This window comes from Mesorhizobium sp. M0854 (assembly GCF_040319815.1).
Lineage (GTDB): Bacteria > Pseudomonadota > Alphaproteobacteria > Rhizobiales > Rhizobiaceae > Mesorhizobium.
In genome coordinates this window covers 1-21,411 of record NZ_JAMYOL010000031.1, presented here as the reverse complement: position 1 = coordinate 21,411, position 21,411 = coordinate 1, and the positions used below count along the sequence as shown (strand labels likewise).

23 protein-coding genes and 1 tRNA gene are annotated in these 21,411 nt (G+C 61.0%); 7 read left to right on the top strand and 17 right to left on the bottom strand.

The genetic code is table 11. The features are described 5' to 3' along the window. Positions 1–286: 286 nt before the first annotated feature. The 5 genes from NKH99_RS27960 to NKH99_RS27940 all read right to left on the bottom strand — a co-directional run bounded on the left by NKH99_RS27960 (position 287) and on the right by NKH99_RS27940 (position 7,687). Positions 287–4,051 carry a vitamin B12-dependent ribonucleotide reductase gene (locus NKH99_RS27960; RefSeq protein ID WP_353016858.1) on the bottom strand — a complete coding sequence of 1,255 codons (3,765 nt, stop codon included), beginning with the start codon at positions 4,049–4,051 and terminating at the stop codon, positions 287–289. A 647-nt stretch (positions 4,052–4,698) separates the two neighbouring features. Then, positions 4,699–5,187, bottom strand: coding sequence for an NUDIX hydrolase (locus tag NKH99_RS27955; RefSeq protein ID WP_353016856.1), 489 nt, complete (start codon positions 5,185–5,187; stop codon positions 4,699–4,701). A gap of 222 nt (positions 5,188–5,409) precedes the next feature. Then, the gene (gene gpt / locus NKH99_RS27950) at positions 5,410–5,898 is read right to left on the bottom strand and encodes a xanthine phosphoribosyltransferase (RefSeq protein ID WP_353016855.1); all 489 of its coding nucleotides are present in this window, start codon (positions 5,896–5,898) and stop codon (positions 5,410–5,412) included. Positions 5,899–6,025: 127 nt separating this feature from the next. Beyond that, entirely contained in the window at positions 6,026–6,859 is an 834-nt protein-coding gene (locus NKH99_RS27945) for a universal stress protein (protein WP_352474045.1), read from the bottom strand. 78 nt (positions 6,860–6,937) lie between these two features. Beyond that, positions 6,938–7,687, bottom strand: coding sequence for a competence/damage-inducible protein A (locus NKH99_RS27940; RefSeq protein WP_353016853.1), 750 nt, complete (start codon positions 7,685–7,687; stop codon positions 6,938–6,940). A 146-nt stretch (positions 7,688–7,833) separates the two neighbouring features. On the opposite strand from NKH99_RS27940, the gene NKH99_RS27935 reads away from it, so the two are divergent. Beyond that, on the top strand, positions 7,834–8,820 hold the full coding sequence (locus tag NKH99_RS27935; RefSeq protein WP_353016851.1) for an alpha/beta fold hydrolase: 987 nt from the start codon (positions 7,834–7,836) through the stop codon (positions 8,818–8,820). A gap of 87 nt (positions 8,821–8,907) precedes the next feature. On the opposite strand, the gene NKH99_RS27930 is transcribed toward NKH99_RS27935, so the two are convergent. The 8 genes from NKH99_RS27930 to NKH99_RS27895 all read right to left on the bottom strand — a co-directional run bounded on the left by NKH99_RS27930 (position 8,908) and on the right by NKH99_RS27895 (position 15,605). Further along, a complete protein-coding gene (locus NKH99_RS27930) occupies positions 8,908–9,801 on the bottom strand; it encodes a carbohydrate ABC transporter permease (RefSeq protein ID WP_023674766.1) in 894 nt (297 codons plus the stop codon). A 1-nt stretch (position 9,802) separates the two neighbouring features. Beyond that, the gene (locus NKH99_RS27925) at positions 9,803–10,654 is read right to left on the bottom strand and encodes a carbohydrate ABC transporter permease (protein WP_502893743.1); all 852 of its coding nucleotides are present in this window, start codon (positions 10,652–10,654) and stop codon (positions 9,803–9,805) included. Between the two features lie 187 nt (positions 10,655–10,841). After that, on the bottom strand, positions 10,842–12,167 hold the full coding sequence (locus NKH99_RS27920) for an ABC transporter substrate-binding protein (protein WP_352474051.1): 1,326 nt from the start codon (positions 12,165–12,167) through the stop codon (positions 10,842–10,844). A gap of 33 nt (positions 12,168–12,200) precedes the next feature. After that, positions 12,201–13,286 carry an ABC transporter ATP-binding protein gene (locus tag NKH99_RS27915; RefSeq protein ID WP_352474052.1) on the bottom strand — a complete coding sequence of 362 codons (1,086 nt, stop codon included), beginning with the start codon at positions 13,284–13,286 and terminating at the stop codon, positions 12,201–12,203. 166 nt (positions 13,287–13,452) lie between these two features. Next, on the bottom strand, positions 13,453–13,692 hold the full coding sequence (locus tag NKH99_RS27910; RefSeq protein WP_023674770.1) for a DUF2188 domain-containing protein: 240 nt from the start codon (positions 13,690–13,692) through the stop codon (positions 13,453–13,455). A gap of 28 nt (positions 13,693–13,720) precedes the next feature. Continuing rightward, positions 13,721–14,014: a DUF982 domain-containing protein gene (locus NKH99_RS27905; protein WP_352749379.1), complete on the bottom strand. Its 294-nt coding sequence runs from the start codon at positions 14,012–14,014 to the stop codon at positions 13,721–13,723. Between the two features lie 61 nt (positions 14,015–14,075). Further along, positions 14,076–14,393 (bottom strand): SH3 domain-containing protein, encoded by a 318-nt coding sequence (locus NKH99_RS27900; protein ID WP_352541400.1) that lies wholly within the window; start codon positions 14,391–14,393, stop codon positions 14,076–14,078. 108 nt (positions 14,394–14,501) lie between these two features. Beyond that, positions 14,502–15,605, bottom strand: a complete 1,104-nt coding sequence (locus tag NKH99_RS27895) for an NADH:flavin oxidoreductase/NADH oxidase (protein ID WP_352474055.1) — start codon at positions 15,603–15,605, stop codon at positions 14,502–14,504. A gap of 206 nt (positions 15,606–15,811) precedes the next feature. Here NKH99_RS27895 and NKH99_RS27890 point away from each other — a divergent pair, with 206 nt between their 5' ends. Both NKH99_RS27890 and NKH99_RS27885 read left to right on the top strand, forming a co-directional pair. Beyond that, complete coding sequence (locus tag NKH99_RS27890) at positions 15,812–16,390, top strand: NUDIX domain-containing protein (protein ID WP_352541399.1); 579 nt, start codon at positions 15,812–15,814, stop codon at positions 16,388–16,390. 48 nt (positions 16,391–16,438) lie between these two features. Beyond that, entirely contained in the window at positions 16,439–16,828 is a 390-nt protein-coding gene (locus NKH99_RS27885; RefSeq protein ID WP_352614073.1) for a hypothetical protein, read from the top strand. A 101-nt stretch (positions 16,829–16,929) separates the two neighbouring features. On the opposite strand, the gene NKH99_RS27880 is transcribed toward NKH99_RS27885, so the two are convergent. The 3 genes from NKH99_RS27880 to NKH99_RS27870 all read right to left on the bottom strand — a co-directional run bounded on the left by NKH99_RS27880 (position 16,930) and on the right by NKH99_RS27870 (position 17,473). Further along, positions 16,930–17,018: transfer RNA gene (locus NKH99_RS27880), tRNA-Leu, on the bottom strand. A 57-nt stretch (positions 17,019–17,075) separates the two neighbouring features. Continuing rightward, positions 17,076–17,330 carry a tyrosine-type recombinase/integrase gene (locus NKH99_RS27875; protein WP_352614072.1) on the bottom strand — a complete coding sequence of 85 codons (255 nt, stop codon included), beginning with the start codon at positions 17,328–17,330 and terminating at the stop codon, positions 17,076–17,078. Continuing rightward, a complete protein-coding gene (locus NKH99_RS27870; RefSeq protein ID WP_352453788.1) occupies positions 17,294–17,473 on the bottom strand; it encodes a hypothetical protein in 180 nt (59 codons plus the stop codon). The genes NKH99_RS27875 and NKH99_RS27870 overlap by 37 nt, the downstream gene beginning before the upstream one ends. Positions 17,474–18,525: 1,052 nt before the next feature. On the opposite strand from NKH99_RS27870, the gene NKH99_RS27865 reads away from it, so the two are divergent. From NKH99_RS27865 to NKH99_RS32805, 3 genes are all read left to right on the top strand, one after another. Beyond that, positions 18,526–18,771: a DUF982 domain-containing protein gene (locus NKH99_RS27865; RefSeq protein WP_353016846.1), complete on the top strand. Its 246-nt coding sequence runs from the start codon at positions 18,526–18,528 to the stop codon at positions 18,769–18,771. 77 nt (positions 18,772–18,848) lie between these two features. Continuing rightward, positions 18,849–19,481: a hypothetical protein gene (locus NKH99_RS27860; RefSeq protein WP_353016843.1), complete on the top strand. Its 633-nt coding sequence runs from the start codon at positions 18,849–18,851 to the stop codon at positions 19,479–19,481. 1 nt (position 19,482) lies between these two features. After that, positions 19,483–19,608, top strand: a complete 126-nt coding sequence (locus NKH99_RS32805; RefSeq protein ID WP_502900112.1) for an abortive infection family protein — start codon at positions 19,483–19,485, stop codon at positions 19,606–19,608. A 455-nt stretch (positions 19,609–20,063) separates the two neighbouring features. On the opposite strand, the gene NKH99_RS27855 is transcribed toward NKH99_RS32805, so the two are convergent. Then, positions 20,064–20,261, bottom strand: a complete 198-nt coding sequence (locus NKH99_RS27855; RefSeq protein ID WP_502900113.1) for a hypothetical protein — start codon at positions 20,259–20,261, stop codon at positions 20,064–20,066. A gap of 849 nt (positions 20,262–21,110) precedes the next feature. Here NKH99_RS27855 and NKH99_RS27850 point away from each other — a divergent pair. Continuing rightward, the coding region (locus NKH99_RS27850; protein WP_353016840.1) for a class I SAM-dependent methyltransferase at positions 21,111–21,411 on the top strand (301 nt) is incomplete at its 3' end.

Below are 21,411 nucleotides of genomic sequence, written 5' to 3'. Positions count from 1 at the left end.
GCCGCTGCCGGCCAACATCCCTAACCGGCATTTACCTTGGCGTCACCGGCTAACATGACCGAAGTAGGTGCCTGTGGAAAAGCTAGCGCCGAAACGCCGCTCTCAAGGCCCGGCCTGCGGCCAGGTCCAGGAGCGCTGCACCAACGAATCCGCCAACCCATCAACGACATGCCACCCAGTCGCTGTCGGGGGGGGCTACGGCGCTTTTGAATGGCGCGCCGCCCCCGACTGCTTCACTGCCTTGCCTGCGTTGGTGGAAAAGTATGCCAAGCAGACAGTCGGCATACTATGAGCAGCCCGATGTACTTCCACAAGTATCGCACTTCTCGCAAGTCCCGTTCCGCACCATCGTGAAGTTATGGCATTCCGAGCACTCGTTGCCGGTGTAGCCCTGCATCAATGATTGCTGGCGCCGGTTGGCGGCGAGCGCTTTGGCTTCGGCTGCTTCTTTCGCGGCCTCGTCGGTGAACAGCTCCGTCGGGTCGGAGGCTTCCGCGTAGACGATGTCCTCGACCAGTTCCCTGGCGCGCTCCTCGTAGTCGCGCTTGTAGGCGATGGCTTCGTCGCTGGCGGGCTTCAGCGTCAGCACGTTGGAGCCGGAGAAGGCGGTCGGGGCGGTACGGGCTGGAGTTCCGGAACCGGAACCCGCAAAGCCTTTCGGCTCGGCGCCCATGCCCGACACCAGCTTGACCGGCGAGGCGCCGCGGGTCAGGCCCTTGGAGAAGGGCGTCGCCTTGCCTTCGTTGATGCCGCGCCCGAGCGCAGTCTTGTCGAAGTCCGACTGGTCGACATGGGCGAGGTCGTGGCGGCCGAGATAGGAGACGGCGAGTTCGCGGAAGACATAGTCGAGGATCGACGTGGCGTTCTTGATGGCGTCATTGCCTTGCACCATGCCGGCCGGCTCGAATTTGGTGAAGGTGAAGGCTTCGACGAATTCCTCGAGCGGCACGCCATATTGCAGGCCGAGCGAGATGGCGATGGCGAAGTTGTTCATCATCGCCCGGAAGGCGGCACCTTCCTTGTGCATATCGATGAAGATCTCGCCGAGGCGGCCGTCATCGAATTCGCCGGTCCTGAGATAGACCTTGTGGCCGCCGACGACCGCCTTCTGGGTATAGCCCTTGCGGCGGTTCGGCAGTTTCTCGCGGTCGCGGTAGAGACGCTCGACGACGCGCTCGACGATCTTCTCGGTCACCTGCACGGCGCGCTGCGCGGCCGGCGCCGCGATCAGCTGCTCGATGGCTTCGTCCTCGTCGTCTTCGACGTCGGCAAGCAACGAGGCGTTGAGCGGCTGCGACAGCTTTGAGCCGTCGCGATAGAGCGCGTTGGCCTTGAGCGCCAGCTTCCACGACAGCATGTAGGCGCCCTTGGCATCTTCCACCGTTGCGTCGTTCGGCATGTTGATGGTCTTGGAAATGGCGCCGGAAATGAAGGGCTGTGCCGCCGCCATCATCATGATGTGGCTGTTGATCGACAGCGAGCGCTTGCCGATCTTGCCGCACGGGCTGGCGCAGTCGAACACCGGCAGGTGTTCGGCCTTCAGGAACGGCGCGCCTTCCAGCGTCATGGCGCCGCAGACATGGATGTTGGCGGCCTCGATTTCTTTTCGCCCGAAGCCTAAGTTTGGTAGCATCTCAAACGAGAAGTCGTTGAGCTGCTCGTCGGTGAACCCAAACGTTTCCTTCACCCAGTCCGCGCCTAGCGTCCACTGGTTAAATACAAACTTAATGTCAAAAGCCGACTTTAGAGCAGAATTTAGAGCTTCAATTTTGTCATCACTAAAGCCCTTAGCTCGTAGCGTGCTAGGATTGATACCCGGTGCTTGATTTAGATTACCGTGTCCAACTGCATAGGCCTCGATCTCTGCAATTTGAGCCTCTGAGTATCCTAATGTCCTAAGCGCTTCGGGCACCGCGCGGTTGATGATCTTGAAATAGCCGCCGCCGGCGAGCTTCTTGAATTTTACCAGCGCGAAGTCGGGTTCGATGCCGGTGGTATCGCAATCCATCACCAGGCCGATCGTGCCGGTCGGCGCGATCACCGTTGCCTGCGCGTTGCGGTAGCCATGCTCCTCGCCGAGCTCGATGGCGCGGTCCCAGGCGGCCTTGGCATGGTCGGCAAGTTCCTGCTGCCTGAGATCCGAGGCGACCAGCGGCACCGGATTGACGGCGAGCTTCTCGTAGCCGTCCCTTTCGCCATAGGCCGCGCGGCGGTGATTGCGCATGACGCGCAGCATGTTCTGCGCGTTGCGGTCATAATCGGGGAAGGCGCCGAGCTCGGCGGCCATTTCAGCCGAGGTGGCATAGGCCGTGCCGGTCATGATCGCGGTGAGGGCGGCGCAGATGGCGCGGCCCTCGTCGGAATCATAGGGAATGCCCGAGGTCATCAGCAGGCCGCCAATATTGGCGTAGCCGAGGCCGAGCGTGCGGTACTCGTAGGAAAGCTTGGCGATCTCCTTCGACGGGAACTGCGCCATCATGACGGAGATTTCCAGCACCATGGTCCACAGCCGCACCGTGTGCTCGTAGGCAGCGATGTCGATGGTGCCGTCGGCATTGCGGTAGGGCAGAAGGTTGATCGAGGCCAGGTTGCAGGCGGTGTCGTCGAGGAACATGTATTCCGAGCACGGGTTGGACGCCCGGATCGCACCGGCCGAGGCGCAAGTGTGCCAGTCGTTCATCGTCGTGTTGAAATGCAGGCCCGGATCGGCCGATGCCCAGGCGGCATAGCCGATTTTTTCCCAGAGATCGCGCGCCTTCAGCGTCTTCAGCACCTTGCCGTCCTTGCGGGCGGTAAGATGCCAGTCGCCGTCCTGCTCGACGGCGCGCAGGAAATCGTCCTTCAGCGACACCGAATTGTTGGAATTCTGGCCGGAAACCGTGAGATAGGCGTCCGAATCCCAGTCGGTGTCGTAGGTCTTGAACGACATCGAGGTGTAGCCCTGCTTTGCAAACTGGATGACGCGGTAGATGTAGTTCTCCGGCACCGCGTCCTTCTTGGCCGCCTTGATCTCGCGCTTCAGCGCGGTGTTGACCGCCGGATCAAAGCAATCGTCGCCATTGCCTTCGCAGTTGATGCAGGCCTTCATGATCGCTTCGAGATGCTTCTTGACGATCTTCGAGCCGGTGACCAGCGAGGCGACCTTCTGCTCCTCATTGACCTTCCAGTCGATGAATTCCTCGATATCGGGATGATCGGCGTCGACGATGACCATTTTCGCGGCGCGACGCGTCGTGCCGCCCGACTTGATGGCGCCCGCCGCGCGGTCGCCGATCTTGAGGAAGCTCATCAGCCCCGACGAACGACCGCCGCCCGACAGCTTTTCGCCTTCACCGCGCAGGAACGAGAAATTGGAGCCGGTGCCGGAGCCGTATTTGAACAGGCGCGCCTCACGCACCCACAAATCCATGATGCCGCCTTCATTGACGAGGTCGTCCTGCACGCCCTGGATGAAGCAGGCATGCGGCTGCGGATGCTCGTAGGAAGACTTCGACTTGGTCAGCTTGCCGGTGAACGGGTCGACATAGAAGTGGCCCTGGCTCGGGCCGTCGATGCCATAGGCCCAGTGCAGGCCGGTGTTGAACCATTGCGGCGAGTTCGGCGCGACGCGCTGGGTGGCCAGCATATAGGCGAGCTCGTCGCGGAAGGCGCGCGCGTCTTCCTCCGACTTGAAGTAGCCGCCCTTCCAGCCCCAATAGGTCCAGGTACCGGCAAGCCGGTCGAAGACCTGGCGGGCGTCGATCTCGGAACCGTAGCGCTCGGCTTCCGGCAGCTTGGCCAGTTCAGCCTCGTCGGCGACGGAGCGCCACAGGAAGGAGGGGACTTGCGTCTCTTCGACCTTCTTCAGCCGTGCCGGGACGCCCGCCTTGCGGAAATATTTCTGCGCCAGGATATCGGCGGCAACCTGGGAGAACTGCGCCGGCACGTCGATGTTGTCCAAGCGGAACACCACCGACCCATCCGGATTCTTGATCTCGGAAAGCGCCTTGCGGAATTCGATCTCCGCATAGGCAGATTGTCCTGGCTTGGTGAAACGACGCTCGATGCGCATTGGTCCGGTCCCTTTTGTCTACATATAGCGCTTTTCCCAGAGGATTTCTGCCCTCTTGACGAAACGCGCATGTCCGCCGTCTGCCGGCGTTCGAAACCCGCCGGCCCTCATCTTCACAGTCTCCGCCGCCCTGCCGGTCGAACCTCTTGCGAGGCCGCTGTCCGACGCGCTCACGGACCCTGTGGGTCCCTCAAAACTGAAAACTTTTTGTAACGCCCTCGGTCGAGGGAACTTCACATTATCTAGCGTCGAACCTACCTGCAAACACTAAATATAGTATTAACAGACAATTTATTCAAGTCCGACAATCCTCCCCTTTCGCCCCCAAGGCTTCAAAATCCCACGCATTCGCCGGCCTCGTAAACAGGCGGGAATGCGGATCAAAACGCACATATTCCGGGAAAAAGACCGGCCTCGAAACTTTTCCGGTCGCACTCTCAACAAGAGCGCATGGCCTATAAAAGGCGACTCGTTTTGCGCCGTCAAGGATTCGTTTGCGTAGCTTTTATGACCCCAACATCTTGTGTGTCACATATGTGGATAACGGGGATAGAAGCGGAGCGCGGCGAGGAAGGTTCGGCGCCGCGCGGAGGGTGCGTCGGCGATGGCGTTCGCCGGACCTGACCGCGGCTATGCGCCGCTCGGGCTCAGGAGAACCGGCGTGGATCGGCGCAGAAATGGGCGATGATCTGGCTGAGGTCGGGTTCGTTGACCATGCGCACAGCCTCGGCGGCGCTGACCCACTTGCGGGTGCGTGCCCGCTTTTCCTTCCACCGGTCGGCGACCTTGTCGACCTGCAGCGGGAAGACGAGCACCTCGCACGGCACTTCCTCGCCGGAATCCAGCACCTTGGCATAGAAATAGCGGCCGGCCTCGTGATGCGAGATCGTGCCGCTCAGGCCGGCCTCCTCGCCGGCTTCGCGCGCCGCCGCCTCGCAAAGCGGCTCCTTTGCTTCCGGCCAGCCCTTGGGAAGCACCCAGCGGCCGGTATCGCGGCTAGTGATCAGCATGATTTCGACGCCGTCGCCGCCATCGCGCCAAGGCAGCGCTGCAACCTGCAGGCGGGACGGCACCGTGCCGAAGAGTCGCCGGACCCGTTCGGCCAGATGGTTGTGCGTGGTTGGCCTCGTCAACATCGGAGAAGCTTGCCCCAGCTTCCAGAATCGTTTGCCGTCTTACGAATCTTACGGCTAATTATAAGGAATGAAAGTAAAAAATGTTTCACGGATCGGCCAGATTCCGTCAATCTGCGCCGATCTCAGCCTAATTGCGCGACTGCAGCAGCGTCGCGCCACGCCTTTATCGGTGTGCGGAGGTCCCCTGGGCGGACTCGGTGCATCAAGCGGCGTTGCCGCGAATCAGCCGGCGTGGTCGTCGGCGATCGGCTTCTGGTAGGTGAAGCCCATGTCCCAGCAGGTGTCCTGGCTGACCTCGGTAACGAAAGTGTCGACCATCGGCCTGCCTTTCGGCTTGGCATAGACGGTGGCGAAATGCGCCTTGGGCATCATCGCGCGCACGATGCCCGCCGTCTTGCCGGTGTCGGTGAGGTCGTCGATGATCAGCACGCCGGCCCCGTCATCGGCGAGCAGCGCCGGCGTGATCTCCTTCAGCACCTGCAATTGCCCCTGGCTGGTATAATCGTGGTAGGAGGCGACGCAGACCGTCTCGATGATGCGGATGCCAAGTTCGCGCGAAATGATAGCCGCCGGAACCAGGCCGCCGCGCGTGATGCAGACGATCGCCTTCCATTGCCCCTTGTTGGCGCCGGCAAGCCGCCAGGCGAGCGCGCGCGCGTCGCGGTGGAACTGGTCCCAGGAGACCGGGAAGGCTTTTTCGGGCAGGGACATCTTTCGCGCACTCCGCAAAGCGCGCATCGCGCGCAGACACTATGGAATGCGCGCGGAATTAACTGGAAAGGCTTGGCTTTGGCAAGGGCGCGGCAAAGCGATTGTCCTGCCAGCTATCCCTGTGAACCTACCGCGACAGGAAAGCCGCCACCGGGGCGGTGCGCAGCACCGTTCGCGTCACGCCGCCGAACAGCAGCTGGCGCAGCCAGGAATGGCTGTAGGCGCCGAGCACGAGCAGGTCCGCACCCGACTCGGCGACCCTGGTCTGGATGATGTCGTCGACCGAGGCGCCGCCGGACCTCAGCACCGAGACGCTGACGGTCGCGCCATGCCTGGACAGCGAGGCGGCGATCTCGGCGCCGGCTGTTTCCGGCGCCTCGTCGAGCGTATCGGGCGGGTCGATGACGACGATGTCCGTCTTTTCGGCCTCGATAATGAAGGGCAGGGCATCGAAGGCCGCGCGCGCGGCTTCCTTGCTGCCGTTCCAGGCGAGCAGCACATGCTTGAAGCTGGTCACCAGCGAACCCGAATGCGGCACCACCAGCACCGGCCGGCCGGCATCGTAGACCAGCGTGTCGACGTCGGCGCTCGGGTCGCTGCCCGATTCGCGCTGCGCGGCGATGATCAGGTCCGCGGTGCGAACGGTCGAGATGCCGGTCAGCGCACTGTCGCCGGAAAAACTCTCGAGACTGCGCCACTCGAACGACAGGCCGGAATTCTCGATGCGCTTGTGAAAGGCGGCCTGCAACTTCTCGGCGCGCTCCCGGTTCATGTCGGCGGAAACCTGCAGGAACTCGGTGTCCGGAAAGCCGGTGGCAGAGGTGTAGGGCACGGGCAGCGCCTCGGCATGGATGCCGATCAGATGGCTCTGGAATCGGCTGGCCAGCGGGATCGCGCAATCGAGGACGCGCTCGGCATCCGGTTCATTCTGCAATATGGCGACGATGGTCTTGAAGCGCATGGCAGTCCCTCACTTCATACGGCGATTCCACTCGTGACAAACGTCACTGCGCGAAGCTGGTTCCGTCAGGCCGGCCGATCAGCCCACTCGGCTTTCCTTGATCAAGCCTGCCACCATAGCCTCTACGTCGGCGCGTGCGGAGTCCAGCGCCGGCTGGCTGCGGGCGCGCACCACCAGTTCCGTCCAGAACTTGCCGTCGCCATATTTCGGGTAGGAGCCGATGATCGTGTCCGGATGCGCCTTCTGGATGTCGCCCAGCGGCCCGCCGATCAGGCCTTCGCCGAACGGGCATTCCACGGTTGCCGACAGCATTTTGGTGCCAGCCCGCAATGTCGGCACGACATTGTCGAGCATCGCCTGGAAAATCGCCGGCACGCCGGCCATGACATGGACGTTGCCGATGCGAAAGCCCGGCGCAACCGACACTGGATTATCGATGTGGTCTGCCCCGCGCGGCATCCGCGCCATGCGCTTGCGCGCTTCGGTGTATTCGATGCCGCGGGCGGCGTAGCTTGCCTCAAGCAGGGCGTAGGCCTTGGCGTTGTATTCGCATGGCACGCCAAAGGCCTTGGCAACCGAATCGGCGGTGATGTCGTCATGCGTCGGGCCGATGCCGCCGGTGGTGAAGACATAAGTATAGCGGGTGCGCAGCGCATTCACCGCAGCGACGATCTCGTCTTCCTCGTCCGCAACGATGCGCACTTCCTTGAGGTCGATGCCGATCGCCGTCATGATCTCGGCGAGGTGGCCGATGTTCTTGTCCTTGGTGCGGCCGGACAGAATCTCGTCGCCGATGACGAGCATGGCGGCGGTGACGATTTCGGTCATGGCAGGCTCCGGCAAACGGGTCGCCTGAGATAGCGCGGCAAACGGCCGGCGGCAATGCCGCCAAACGACGGATCCACCTGTGCCACCTCCCTTGCAGTGGAGCCGTCGGCGGGTGATGCTGCGCCGGTTTGGGCGCTGAGGGAAAGATGCCGGTATCAATTCTGCTATGGCTACCCGGCGCGCTGTTTCTGCTGGCGCTCGTCGTGGCAGCCTATCCGCTGCTGGCGACGCTGCGGATCGCGGCGAAGGCCGAAAGGCTGGTGCCGGCCAGTGGCAGATTCATCGAGATCGACGGCAACCGCATCCATTATGTCGAGACGGGCGAGGGGCGGCCGATCGTCTTCCTGCACGGCCTCGGCGCGCAGCTTCATCAATTCGGCCACACGCTGTTCGGACGGTTCGGCCCGGACTATCGGCTGATCGCGCTCGACCGTCCGGGCTCCGGCTATTCGGTGCGGGCCAGGGCCGCCAGCGGACGGCTGTCCGAGCAGGCCGAGGTCGTGCGGCATTTTATCGACGCGCTTGGGCTGGAAAAGCCGCTGGTCGTCGGTCATTCGCTGGGTGGCGCCATCGCGCTGACGCTGGCTGTCGAGCATCCAGAGGCGATTTCCGGCATCGCCTTGCTGGCACCGCTGACCCATCTGGAGCCGGACGCGCGCGAGAAGTTCGGCCCGCTGTATATTAAGTCGCCGCTGCGGCGCCGGATCATGGCTTGTACGGTGGCGATCCCGGCGGCTCTCAAATATGCCGAAGCGACGCTTGCCTTCATTTTCGCGCCGCAGACGGCGCCGGCCGACTATATGGTCGAGGGCGGCGGCTGGTGCGGGCTCAGGCCAAGCCATTTCTACGCGACATCGACCGATGTCGTGGCGATCGCGCACGACCTTGGCCGCATCGAGCAACGCTATGGCGAGATCACCTTGCCGGCCGGCATTCTGTTTGGTGCTTCCGATCGCGTGCTGGGCATCGATATCCACGGCTGGCCGCTGATGGAAAAGATCAGCGGGCTCGATTTCGAACCTGTCGAGGGGCTTGGCCACATGCCGCAATTCGTTGAGCCGGAACGGGTCGTCGCTTTCATCGAACGCATTGCCGACCGCGCATTTGCGCCGAAGTCCGACACCAGCAGCTGACACCCTCCCGGAACGCGGTCTCGGCCGGCAGGGTGCCGCCCCGGGCATCCCGGCCGCCGGGAATACCTCCGAACTTAATCACGTCGGCTATTCCTTCACGGCTCCGGTCATCGAGGAAACATAATGCTCGACAAAGAACGAATAGAGCACCACCACCGGCAGCGAGCCGATCAGCGCTCCCGCCATCAGCGCCCCCCATTCATAGACGTCCGAGCGCACCAGCTCGGTGAGCACGCCGACCGGCACAGTCTTGTTTTCGGACGACTGGATGAAGGTCAAGGCGTAGATGAACTCGTTCCATGACAGCGTGAATGCGAAGATGCCGGCGGAAATCAGGCCCGGCACCGATAGCGGCAGCACGATCTTGGTGAGGATCTGCCAACGGCTCGCCCCGTCGATCAGCGCGCATTCTTCCAGCTCGAACGGGATCGAGCGGAAATAACCCATCAGCAGCCATGTGCAGAACGGGATCAGGAAGGTCGGATAGGTGAGGATGAGCGCGAACGGCGTGTCGTAAAGACCAAGGTTGAACACCATCACAGACAGCGGAATGAACAGGATCGAGGGCGGTACGAGATAGGCGAGGAACACCGCGAGGCCGACCTGCCGCGCCCCGGAGAACCGCAAGCGCTCGATCGCGTAGGCAGCGAACACCGCAGCCAGCAGCGACAGGAACGTAGCGGCGGTCGAGATGATGATCGTGTTGAGCAGCCAGCCCGGGTAAGACGTCTCGAAGAGCAGGTAGCGGATATGCTCGAGCGTCGGATGCACCACCCAGAACGGATTGAAATTGGCGTAGTCGGTCATCTCGAGGTTGGGCTTAACCGCCGTGATCGTCATCCAGTAGAACGGAAACAACAGCACGATGACGAAGATCAGCAACGGCAGGTAGACCGTCACCACGCGGCGCGGCAAACTCTGCAGGTAGCCCATGCCGCCTTCGTCGAGTTCCGGGCGTTTGCTCGTTTCGATCGCGGTCATGTCAATCTCCGCCGCCCTGCTGCCATTTGCGGCGTTGCAGGCCAAAATAGCTGAACAGGATCGCCGCCAGCAGGAACGGGATCATGGCGACCGCGATCGCGGCGCCTTCGCCAAGCTGGCCTCCGGAAATGCCGCGCTGGAACGACAGCGTCGCCATCAGGTGCGTGGCATTCACCGGCCCGCCGCGTGTCAGCACATAGATCAGCTGGAAGTCGGTGAAGGTGAACAGCACCGAAAACGTCATGGTGATGGCGATGATCGGCGTCAGCAGCGGCAGCGTCACATAGCGGAACAATTGCCAGCGGCTGGCGCCGTCGAGCGTGGCGGCCTCGTAGAGCGACTGCGGGATCGTCTGCAGGCCGGCAAGCAGCGTGATCGCCACGAAAGGAATGCCGCGCCAGACGTTGGCGGCGATAACCGAAGCCCGCGCATTCTCCGGATCGCCGAGGAAGTTGATGCGATGGTCGATCAGGCCCATTTCCATAAGCGCCCAGGACAGGATCGAGAATTGCGAATCGTAGATCCACCAGAAGGCGATCGCCGACAGCACCGTCGGCACCACCCAGGGCAGCAGGACGATCGCGCGGAAGAACGACTTGAACGGCAGGTTCTGGTTGAGGATAAGCGCCAGCCACAGGCCGAGCACAAACTTCAGGACCGAGGCGCTGATCGTGTAGAGCAAGGTGTTGAAGACGGAGAGCCAGAAGACGGCGTCATCCCACAGATATTCGTAGTTCTCGATACCGATGAAGATGCCGGGGCGGCCGATGCGGGCATCGGTGAAGCCGAGCCAGACGCCGAGCCCGAGCGGATAGGTCAGGAAGACCAGCAGCAGCGCCGCCGCCGGCAGCATGAAGCCGAAGCCAAGCGCGTTATGACTTTCGGACACGAACGTCAGAATGCGCGACAGCGCCGACCGGCGTGGCTGAGCGGCAGCGGAGGTCACGGCCATGGGTCGGCTCCTCTAAGGTCTCATTGAACGGCCGGGCGGCCATGCGCGGTTCGAAGCCGGGCAGCATGGCTGCCCGGCTGAACCCGGCTCAAACGCGATAGTAGCGGTTTGCGCGCTTCTCGGCTTCTTCCATCGCTTCTTGCGGCGTCGCCTGGCCTGTCACCGCCTTGGCGAACATGTCGACCAGCACATAATCGGCCATGGTCGCTGCCGAGGCATAGCCAAGCGGGCCGGCATAGCCGTTGGGCCGCAGCGTCGCCGAGGCCTTGGCGTAGGCGGCATTGTTCGGATCGGCCGTCCACACCGGGTTGTTGTCGAAGGCCTTGAGCGTCTGGCAGCAATAGCCTGCCGACGACGTGATCCACTGCGACATTTGCGGATCCTCGAACATGAACTGCAGGTAGGCCTTGGCGGCGTTGGGGTAGGGCGTGTAGTCGAAGATCACGGCCGTGGTGACCTGGAACAGCTCGACGGATTTTCCGACCGGGCCGATCGGCAGGTTGGTGGTGCGGATGTCCTTGGCCATCTCGGCCAGTTTCGGATCCTTGTCCTTGTTGATCTTGGCGGTGTTGTAGGCCGAAATGCCGTTGGCGATGACGCTCAATTCGCCGGCCAGGAAGGCGCGGTTGTTGTTGACGTCGAGCCAGCTTTCGGTACCGGGAATGAAGGTCTTGTAGAGCTGCTGCGCGTATTCGATCGCCTTCAGCGTCTCGGGGCTGTTGATCGTCACCTTGCTGCTCTCGTCGACCATCTGGCCGCCATGGCTCCACAGCAGCCAGTGGGCGTAGTTGTTGCCATCGCCGACGCCGTGGCCGTGCGTGAAGCCGGCCGGGTGCCCCTTCGCCTGCAATGCCTTGCAAAGCTCGAGCAGGCCTGCCGTGTCCTTCGGAAATTCGGAGAAGCCAGCCTCTTTCACCCAGCTTTCACGATAGACGATGGCATTGCCGATGGTCGCCAGCGGCAGGCCGAGGAACTTGCCTTGCCGTGTCGCATATTGGTGCGGTCCATCGTGCCAGCCGCCATATTTCGAGCCGAGATATTCGCCCAGCTCCGTCACGTCGTGCAGCTTGTCGGGATATTGGTGCGGGTCGTCGAACCAGACGAACATCAGGTCCGGGCCGGAGCCGACATTGGCGGCGACCGCCGCCTTGGGACGGATGTCCTCCCAGCTTTCCTTGTCGACGCGGACCTCGACACCGGTCGCTTCGGTAAAGCGCTTGGTGTTGGCCAGCCATTGATCCTCGTCGCCCTGCACGAAAGGCGACCAGCGCAGCAGCCTGAGCTTGGCGCCGTCCTCGGGCTTGTATTTCAACCCCTCCTGGGCAAAGGCGGGAGAGCCGACGAGCCGGCTTCCCAAGGCTCCCGCCGCAACGCCGGCGGTGGTGCGGATCACGTCACGTCTGGTGAATTTCATGCTCGCTTCCTCCTGCTTATTGTCCTTGCCGTCCTACTGCCTGATGGGCGTTTCGAACCGCTGACCGGTTTCGCCGTGAAAGAGGTGGATGAGGCCAGGCTCGGCCGTAAGCCGGATGGTTTCGCCCGGCGTGAAGGAATGGCGTTCGCGGAAATTTGCGACGATCTCATCGCCGCCGGCGGTGCGGCCGATGAGCTGCACTTCGGACCCTGTCGGCTCGACCACCACGACGGTGACCGGAATGCCCTGATTGTCGGACAGCCGTAAATGCTCGGGCCGTATCCCCAGCACGACCGGCTCACCATTGCCGATGGAAAGTGCCGAGGCCAACGGGACCGAAATCCCGCCGGCGCCGCGAAATGACGGCGAGCCGTCGCTTACGATGTCGCCTCTGAGCATGTTCATGGCGGGCGAGCCGATGAAACTGGCGACAAACAGATTGTTCGGCCGGTCGTACAACTCGAGCGGCGGCCCGATCTGCTCGACGATGCCGTCATGCATGACGACGATCTTGTCGGCCATGGTCATCGCCTCGATCTGGTCGTGGGTGACGTAGACCGTCGTCGTCTTCAGGCGCTGGTGCAGTTCCTTGATCTCGGCGCGCATCTGCACCCGGAGCTTGGCATCGAGATTGGACAGCGGCTCGTCGAACAGGAAAACCTGCGGATCGCGCACGATCGCCCGGCCCATGGCAACGCGCTGGCGCTGGCCGCCGGAAAGCTGGCGCGGATAGCGGTCGAGCAGCGGAACCAGTCCCAGGATTTCGGCCGCGCGCCGCACGCCGGCATCGCTCTCCGTCTTGGGAACGCCCTTGAGCATCAGCGAGAACGCCATGTTCTCGGCGACCGTCATATGCGGATAGAGCGCATAGTTCTGGAAGACCATGGCGACGTCGCGCTCCTTTGGCGCAACGTTATTGACGACACGTTTGCCGATCGCGATCTGGCCGCGCGAGATCTTTTCCAGGCCGGCGATCATCCTGAGCAGGGTCGACTTTCCGCAACCCGAAGGACCGACCAGCGTGACGAACTCGCCGTCGTTTATATCGACGCTGACCCCGTGCAGGACCTCGACGGTCCCAAATGATTTGTAGACATCGCCGATTGCGACAGACGCCATCGATCTCCTCCCGATTGATTCCTGCAACGACTTCGAAGGAAACCGCTTTCCTGCCTGGCCCGCGACGGCGCCCAGGCTCCTCCCCGGTCACGCGCGATGTGAGACGGTAGCGCTACCAAACCGACCTGTAAAGCACGCCGGCATCACCTGGATATCGGCGCACACTCTAATCCGAAACCTCGGTCTGCGGCCGGTCGCGGCCGTCGGCGAGCTCGTCGTGCCATTTGCCGTCGGCGTCCTCGTACTGGATGCCGTCGGTGTTGCCGGCGACCTGCTGTTCGGCCGAAGCGATCTCGGCGGCGCGTAACGCGTCCTGATGGGTGGGGAACGTTTCGGAGAATGTCGAGCCGACCTTGTAGGCCCAGCCTCCGTCATGCTCGACGATCTTGTAGGTCAGTTTCGCCATGAAACCCTCCGGTTGAAAGCCCGTTGCCTCAATGCAGCCTGTCGTCGGCCAGTCTGTCGTCTGGCAGCCTGTCATCTGCGACCAGCACGTCCGATTCCCTGGCGGCTTCGATCAGTGCCCGGCGCGCATCCGCCGTCGAACGATAACCTTCCAGCACTTTTAGGCAAGTGTCGAGGGCATCACGATGACGCGGCCCGCGGTTGAGTGGCCAGATCGTCATCAGGCACTCCGCCGCCTCCTGGGCGCTGCGGATCTGCCGATATTTGCCGACATGGCCGAGTTCGACCACGACCGGCTTTTCAAATGGCTTGCTGTCCATCATCGCCGCCAACGCGGAGCGGCCGATTTGGTTGCAACTGCTTTTTAGCTCAGGCGAAAATAGCTCAATAGCCGCAGTCGTTGCGCAGCCAGCGTGCATTCGCCCAGCCGGTGCGGCCGCCGAAATCGACCTTGTACCAGTTTCCGCGGCGGTCGAAGATCTCGGTTTGGTCGCCGTTGAACAATTGCCCGACCATGCGCGACGACGAGTTCGGCCGGGCCCGAACGGCGAGAAAGCCGCTTCCCGTCGCCAGATTGTAGTGCCTGGAAAGTCCGTGCACCGTGCCTTCGCAATATTGCGCCCCGGCCGGCGTCGGCGCGGCGAACGACAGCTCGGCCACAACCGCGGCGGCGGCCGCAATGGAAATCCCCCTGAACGACATGTCTCTGCTCCCCCAACCCGCCGCGCCAGCCGCGGCCCCCGGCCACCCTACACCGGCAGAGGATCCATGCGAAGCTGTGCTGGCCCGTCCAGCGAGACGAACCCGCCGTCAGTTCGCCGCCTTCATCCAGTGCTGCATCGTCGTCACCGAGCGGGCAAGCTGCGGCGCCGGGTGGATTTTTTCACCGAAGGTGGCCGCGGCGCGCCAGCCCCAGCGCGGATCGGCAAGAAAGGCGCGCGCCAGCGCCACCATGTCGGCGCGGCCGTCGGCGACGATCGCCTCGGCCTGTTTCGGATCGTCGATCAGGCCGACGGCCCGCGTCGGGATGCCGACGGCCTTGCGCACCGCTTCGGCCAGATGCACCTGGTAGCCGGGCCCGGAGGGCAGCTTCTGCAAGGGCGAGTTGCCGCCGCTCGAGCAGCAGAGATAGGCGACGCCGGCTTCCTTCAGCGCTTTTGCCACTTCGATCGCATCCTCGACCTCGAAGCCGCCATCGACCCATTCCTTGATCGACAGACGCGCGCCCAGCATCAGCCTGGGCGTCGCCTTCTTTACCGCCTTGGCGATCTCGACGGCGAAACGCATGCGGTTCTCCAGCGAGCCGCCCCAGCGGTCGGTGCGCCGGTTGGACAGCGGCGACAGGAATTGGAAGATCAGATAGCCATGCGCGGCATGCAGCTCGATGAAGTCGAAGCCGGCGCGCTCGGCCCGCCGCGCCGCATCGGCGAAGCGTTCGATGATTTGCAGGATCTCGTCGTCCTCCAGCGCCCGCGGCACCTGCCAGCCGGTGTCGTAGGCGATCGCCGAGGCCGACACGATCGGCCACGGATCCTGATCGGCATGCAGCGGGCCGCCGCCCTCCCAGGGTTTCCGGTTGGAGGCCTTGCGCCCGGCATGGGCAAGCTGCGTACCGAATTTCGTGCCCGGTGCGGCGACACGCTTGGCTGCATCCAGCGTGCGTCGCGCGGCCGCCTCGTTGTCCTCGGAATAAAGGCCGAGACAGCCATGCGAGATGCGGCCGCGCCGTTCGACATCGGTCATCTCGACGGTGACCATGCCAGCGCCGGACATCGCCAGGTTCATCCAGTGATAGAGATGCCAATCGCTGGCCGAGCCGTCCTCGGCCGAATACTGGCACATCGGCGCGACCGCGATGCGGTTGGGGAAGGTGAGGCCGTCGAGGGTGATCGGCTGGAAAAGCGATGAGGTCATGAAAAACTCCGGAGAGGGTTGCCGCTATTTAGGCAGCCGATTGTGCCAGCGCCAGACACGAGACGGTGAACCGGCGCACCAGGCATGTTTGAAATTCAGGTCAGGCCGGCATCACCTGAATATCAACATGCCTGGACCAATTGCTGACCCGATTGCACGAACCGCCGTTCGCGGCTACGCCTTGCCGCGGCAGCAGGGAGTCCACCATGGAAGATCGCATTCGCATCCGCTCCGAGGAAGTCCTTTCCGACGAGTGGGCGGTTTTGAAAAAGACCGTCTTCGACTACCGCCGGCGCGACGGCAAATGGGAAACGCACACCCGCCAGACCTACGATCGCGGCGACGGCGCGGTGATCCTGCCTTTCGATCCGGAGCGTTCGACGGTGCTTCTGGTGCGGCAGTTCCGCTACCCGGCCTACGTCACCGGCCACAAGGAGCCGCTGATCGAGGCCTGTGCCGGCCTGCTCGACGAAGACGATCCCGAAACCTGCATCCGCAAGGAGGCCGAGGAGGAACTCGGCTATCGGCTGAAGGACGTGCAGCGGCTGTTTTCGCCCTATATGAGCCCCGGCAGCGTCACTGAGCGGCTCTGGTTTTTCGTCGCCCGCTACTCGCCCGCCGACCGCATTTCCGACGGCGGCGGCGCGCATGACGAAGGCGAAGACATCGAGGTTTTGGAAATGCCGCTAGACGAGGCACTGGCCGGCATCCACGACGGTCGGATTATCGACGCCAAGACGATTATCCTGATCCAGCATTTGAAGCTGAACCCGATCGGGGGGTGAACGGCTTTGCCGCAACGGGCTGAGATGCAGCTGAAAGGGAACAGATCTATGATTATCAAAAACTTGCCGAAGTGGTTGGGTGCGACTTCGATGGCTGTCTTTCTCCTGGCATCGATTACCCCGTCACACGCTGAATCCTATTCCAACCTGCAAAGCAAAGGATACAAGACCGGCAAGCTGTCGCGAGGTGCATCAGGCTCGCTGGGCTGGTTCGTGTCCAACGGCGAGAAAAAATACTTCTGCAGAATGCGAGCGGCGCGAGCCTATATCGGCACTACAGGGATGGTCGCTTTTACTGCCGCCGGTCGGCAAATCTCGTTGGACAGGGAAGTCTACGAAAAATACGCCGGATTTGATGCATCCATTCCGCAGCTTTCAGACCTGAAGGCTGGTAAGCTCAACAAGCGAGCTGTCGGTAATTGCGGTCCCGCAAAGTGAACCGCCCTTAAGCTGTCTTGGCAAATCCAAATCTGGTGCGGACGACGGGAATCGAACCCGTACGATCGGAGATCGAGGGATTTTAAGTCCGTTGCGAGGGTTGGTGTGGGCGACGGGATTTGAACCCGTAAGTGCTTGAAACACCGGCAGATTTTAAGTCTGCTGCGTATACCAGTTCCGCCACGCCCACCTCCCACATTGTGGGGAAATCCCACCAGTCTCCCACATGGTTTCCCACACGGTCGGCCTAGGATTTGCCGTTCACTACCACGAGCCTCGGAGCCGCGCCACCTTCGAGCGCCGTGAGGTTGTCGAGCAGATGGTTCGGCGCAAGGTGGGCGTAGTTCAGGGTGGTCTGGATCGACTTGTGACCCATCCAGATTTGGACGCGACGGATGTCTATCCCACGGATGATCTGCCACGAGCAGCATGTGTGCCGCGTGGTGTAGACTAGGCACGCGCGTCCTATGGCAGCTCGGGCCGTGGAAATGCCTCCGTGCAAGCCTTCGGCTCGCCCATGGCGTGCGTGGCATAGATCAGGCAGCGAATAGCCGTGGCGCGGCGACGACCAAAGTAATCGGCCCCAAGCGTGGCCGCCAAATTGGCGACTTGCAGAACAATGAGTACTGTGATGGCGGTTTTCATGGTCTTTTCCCCCCTGGCCGGCGCGGCCCCAAATTCAGTGCATCAATCCCACGAAATGCCCGCCACCGCCACTGGCAGCCCCTACGTATACGCGGAGCTAGAGACAGGGCAAGGTTTGCCGATGTGCGTTGCCGATGTGCCCCTAGCATTGCACCTAGCGTTGAACCGTAGGGTTATCGCCGGGTCATTTTGTGACAGATTGTCAATTGGCAAAAGCACCGATTGGCAGGGAAGCGTAGGAACATTTGCCTATGCCTTGCCACCTCCAAGCGCCTAGATCATCCCCCTAATGGCCGATAAGAGATACATTATCCTGTTTGCCCCATTGAAATCATTCGACAATTTGCCGTGTTGTGGGAATGATTGTGGGACGGAAGGCGACCCGAGCGGCACGACGTGGGAAACGAAGGGGTCTTCGTGCGAGCCGGTTATCTGATCGCCCGCGCGGAGCCGTGTCTCATGTGCTGCACGCCTATTCCGGCGCGAGCACGCAAATGTACGACCTGCGGCGAATTTCAGGACTGGCGGCGGTTCATTCCATGGGGAAATTCTACGCTCGCGCTGCTCACCGCTTTGATTTCGGTCACGACCGCCACGGTCGTATTTCAAAACAAAGGTACCGCTCGCTCATTTGTTGACACAGGGCTGACGTGCATGATGCTCGTGCGTAAGCCACTACCCAAATCGGGCTATGATGACTTGGTCTTTCGAGATGATGACATCTCTCATGTCGCGGTGATCAAGTACCTTCGAGCATCGACCCCAGCGGGGGGCTTGTGGAGACGGGTAAGCTGGCCCCTTACAACTACGTCAGGACAAGCGTAAGACGTGTCGCTTACAAACCGGACCAAAAGGACTTTGCAAATAGCTGTAACTACCACAGCATCAGTGAAGGTGGTGGCGTACAGTCGACTAATCGCGTCATTCCCTCCATCACAGGGATGTTGGCAATCTACCACTCCGGGATAGACGAGACCACGCCACCTCCGCCAAAATGAGTGAGGCACAGTCGTGGCGCTAGTTAATTGTGTCGGCCACGCTAAGTTCCCCTCATGGCAACCCATTGGTTCTCCCCTCCGGTGTACGTCAAGACCGACCGACCTGGGGTCACCTACGGCTGCAACAATGTCGAGGGTGCCGCCGAGGAACTCCTGAAGTGGACCAAGAGGGGCCCGAAGTGGAAGAAGGCGGTGGAAACCTGCATGGCCGCAATGGAAGCCGAAGTGCCTACCCAGGATGCCCGCAGGGCATTCGAGGCGGCGGCCAAGGAAGAGAAGATGTTCCTTACTCCTGTATAGCCCTGCATTATGCTCGACGAAGCAGATGTGTAGGGACACTGGTTGCTATCAATCGACTACTGTAGAGGTGGACATCCGTGATTGAACTTCTAGAAAGGATGGGCAAAAGAGACCCTTCTGATTGGATATTGACGCGAGACGAGTGCCCGAAGCTATATGACCATCTTCAAACAATTAATTGGGTATTTAAAGGCATGCTCCTAGTGGCCACGCTTTTTTCCTGCTTCTTACCTGCAAGTTTATTAATGACGCATGCTGTTACGATCGTGAAGCCATTTTGGCTTGAAAATTTTTATTCCGTTGGCAACAATTATCGATACTTTATTGCTATGGACGGGTTGTCTATTCGCTATATTATATCGCTCGCTGCTGGAATATATATATTGGTCGCTTCGCTGGCGGCGCTATGTGTTCTATTTTGTTTCTTATTAAGTTCAGAATTAAAGCCACTAACTGCTTTTCAAGTGAGGGCATCTGTGGTCAATGTCGTTGGTTTCGCTGTTTGCATTTGCATCCTTCTTTGTATTGAATATGGGCAAACAAACGTTCCAGACGAAGTCTCCTTTTGGAGAAAGTTGTTTTCAAGTAATTGGGTAATTCTTTCCAATTCAATACTTGTCCTTGTAGCATACATGACATTTTCCTATGTTTTGATAGCGACCGCAAAGTTAATAAAGTCCGGTGGGAGGGTCGATCACAAGCCGCAATAGGATGGGCGGGCACGGACAAGGTACGACTCCGACTGAGGTGCCTGGTCACATAGCGGCCTATATGCTCCACATGACGGCTTCGACCCTCGTATTTCTAACGACCGCCGAGGAGGCGATGGCTAAATAGGTGGGAATGCAGAGCCCTAAGGCTGCCCCAACCCCCTCCTTCGGTAGATAGGTACTGGTCTCCTGTGTCCCTGTGCCCCCTCGGCTACACCCTGAGGAGAACTTCAGGGGAACCTAAGGGCAGCCTTGCTGTAAGGCTCTCAGGTGGCACCCTAAGGTACATTCTAAGGGAAGCCATCGGGGGTAGTCCTAGTGGTGCCGGTATTCCCTGAGAGGGTCCTGAGGGGGCTGGTCTAGAAGAACCGAGGGGCCGACTGAAAGGAGCCACCGAGGGCATTATCCATGAACCTAGCCAGCTCCTGATCCAACAGGATCCATGAACCTAGCCAGCTCCTGATCCAACAGGTCCTGCTTCCTCTGCTCTACCGCTATGGTCGTGTTCCTGGCCATCCATTCCAGCCAGTAGGCGACACAGCCTGCCACAGCGTCCAGTCGGTCGTCATGGGCGAGGGAGCCTCAGTTACGGGTGATCCTGGTCATCTGGTAGAACAGGCGGAACTTGTTGACCTCGTCAGGGATGAAGGCAGCGGTGCTGTCGTAGTCCCACTCGACCACCGAGGAGCAGACCACCAGACGGTGCTGGTTCATGATCGGTTCGAGGGTGTCGATGATGCGAGCTTCCTTCTGAGCCTTGGCCCACTCAGCGTCCTCGATCAGGACCGGGTACTTGATCTGCGACCGAGAGCGGAGGAGCTGCAGGCGAGGTGGGAGACCACGTCGTGGTCCATGTCCTTGATTAGCTTGGCAGCCACGGCGCGGGGGCCAGGACGACCCCCAAAGACCTCATCGACGAACTTGGTAATCCCTGCCGCAACAGGGCCGACAGCACTCTCCAAGATCGAGCGCCCCGTGTCCGTATCGTAACCTCTCTCGTTGTCGAAGTTTTTACGGATCCGCGAGAGGTAGCGATCCCGCCCGAGGCCCGACATTTCGATCTCCAGCTCGATTTGCCTCGCTCCAGCTCGATTTGCCGCTGGAGCATAAAATCGTGGTGAGACATTCAGTTTCCTTGCGAGGCTGTCAGCCATGACGCTGGCTTAGTGCGCCGCGTCGGGGAGGCTGAGCTGGATGGCGAAGAGGCAGAGCTTGATCTCCTCGTAGGAGAGGTCGCTGTGCTGCATCGGACGATGGATGCCCTTGCGGTTCTGAGCCATCAGGCGACTGCCGAGAGATCGTGGTCGTGATGCGTTAATGGGGTTGGCTGGACTAGCTTTGAAGGCGATGTCCTAAACACCGTCCTCTCCTACTCCAATGCGAGCGCCTAGTTTCCCGCAAGTTGAGATCAGCAAGGCGCCTCGCAGCGCCCTTGAACGTGGTGTCCATGATGTTTTTCTGTGTTTTTGTGGGGGGCAGGCTTTTCTTGGCCACGACTTATGAATAGTAGAAGGTAACGAGCGCTATATTTCTGCGATCTCTAATTTAGGAGTATATGATTTGTGGTGGTCAAGGTTCAAAAGAGGTTTTGCAGGAACATGGGAGGATAGACTGGACGGGATATTCTCATTGGAGATCGACTATGCTGGGAAATCCATTCTCGATGTTGGCTGCAATATGGGTGTTGTCGCCTATGAGATCTCCAAGCTGAAACCCAGCTCGATCCACGGGATCGACATTGCCAAGCCGCACATCGAGACCGCAAAGATGTTGTTGAGTGGCTCCCCGGTACATGCCAGGTTCGATCGCCTAAACCTCGGCAGCCGGCGCCTCGGCAATATCCTTCTACCGAAATACGATATCGTCCTGCTGCTGGCCGTCTATCAGCACATGCAGCGCAACATCGGCCCAGGCAAGGCGCGAAGGGTGC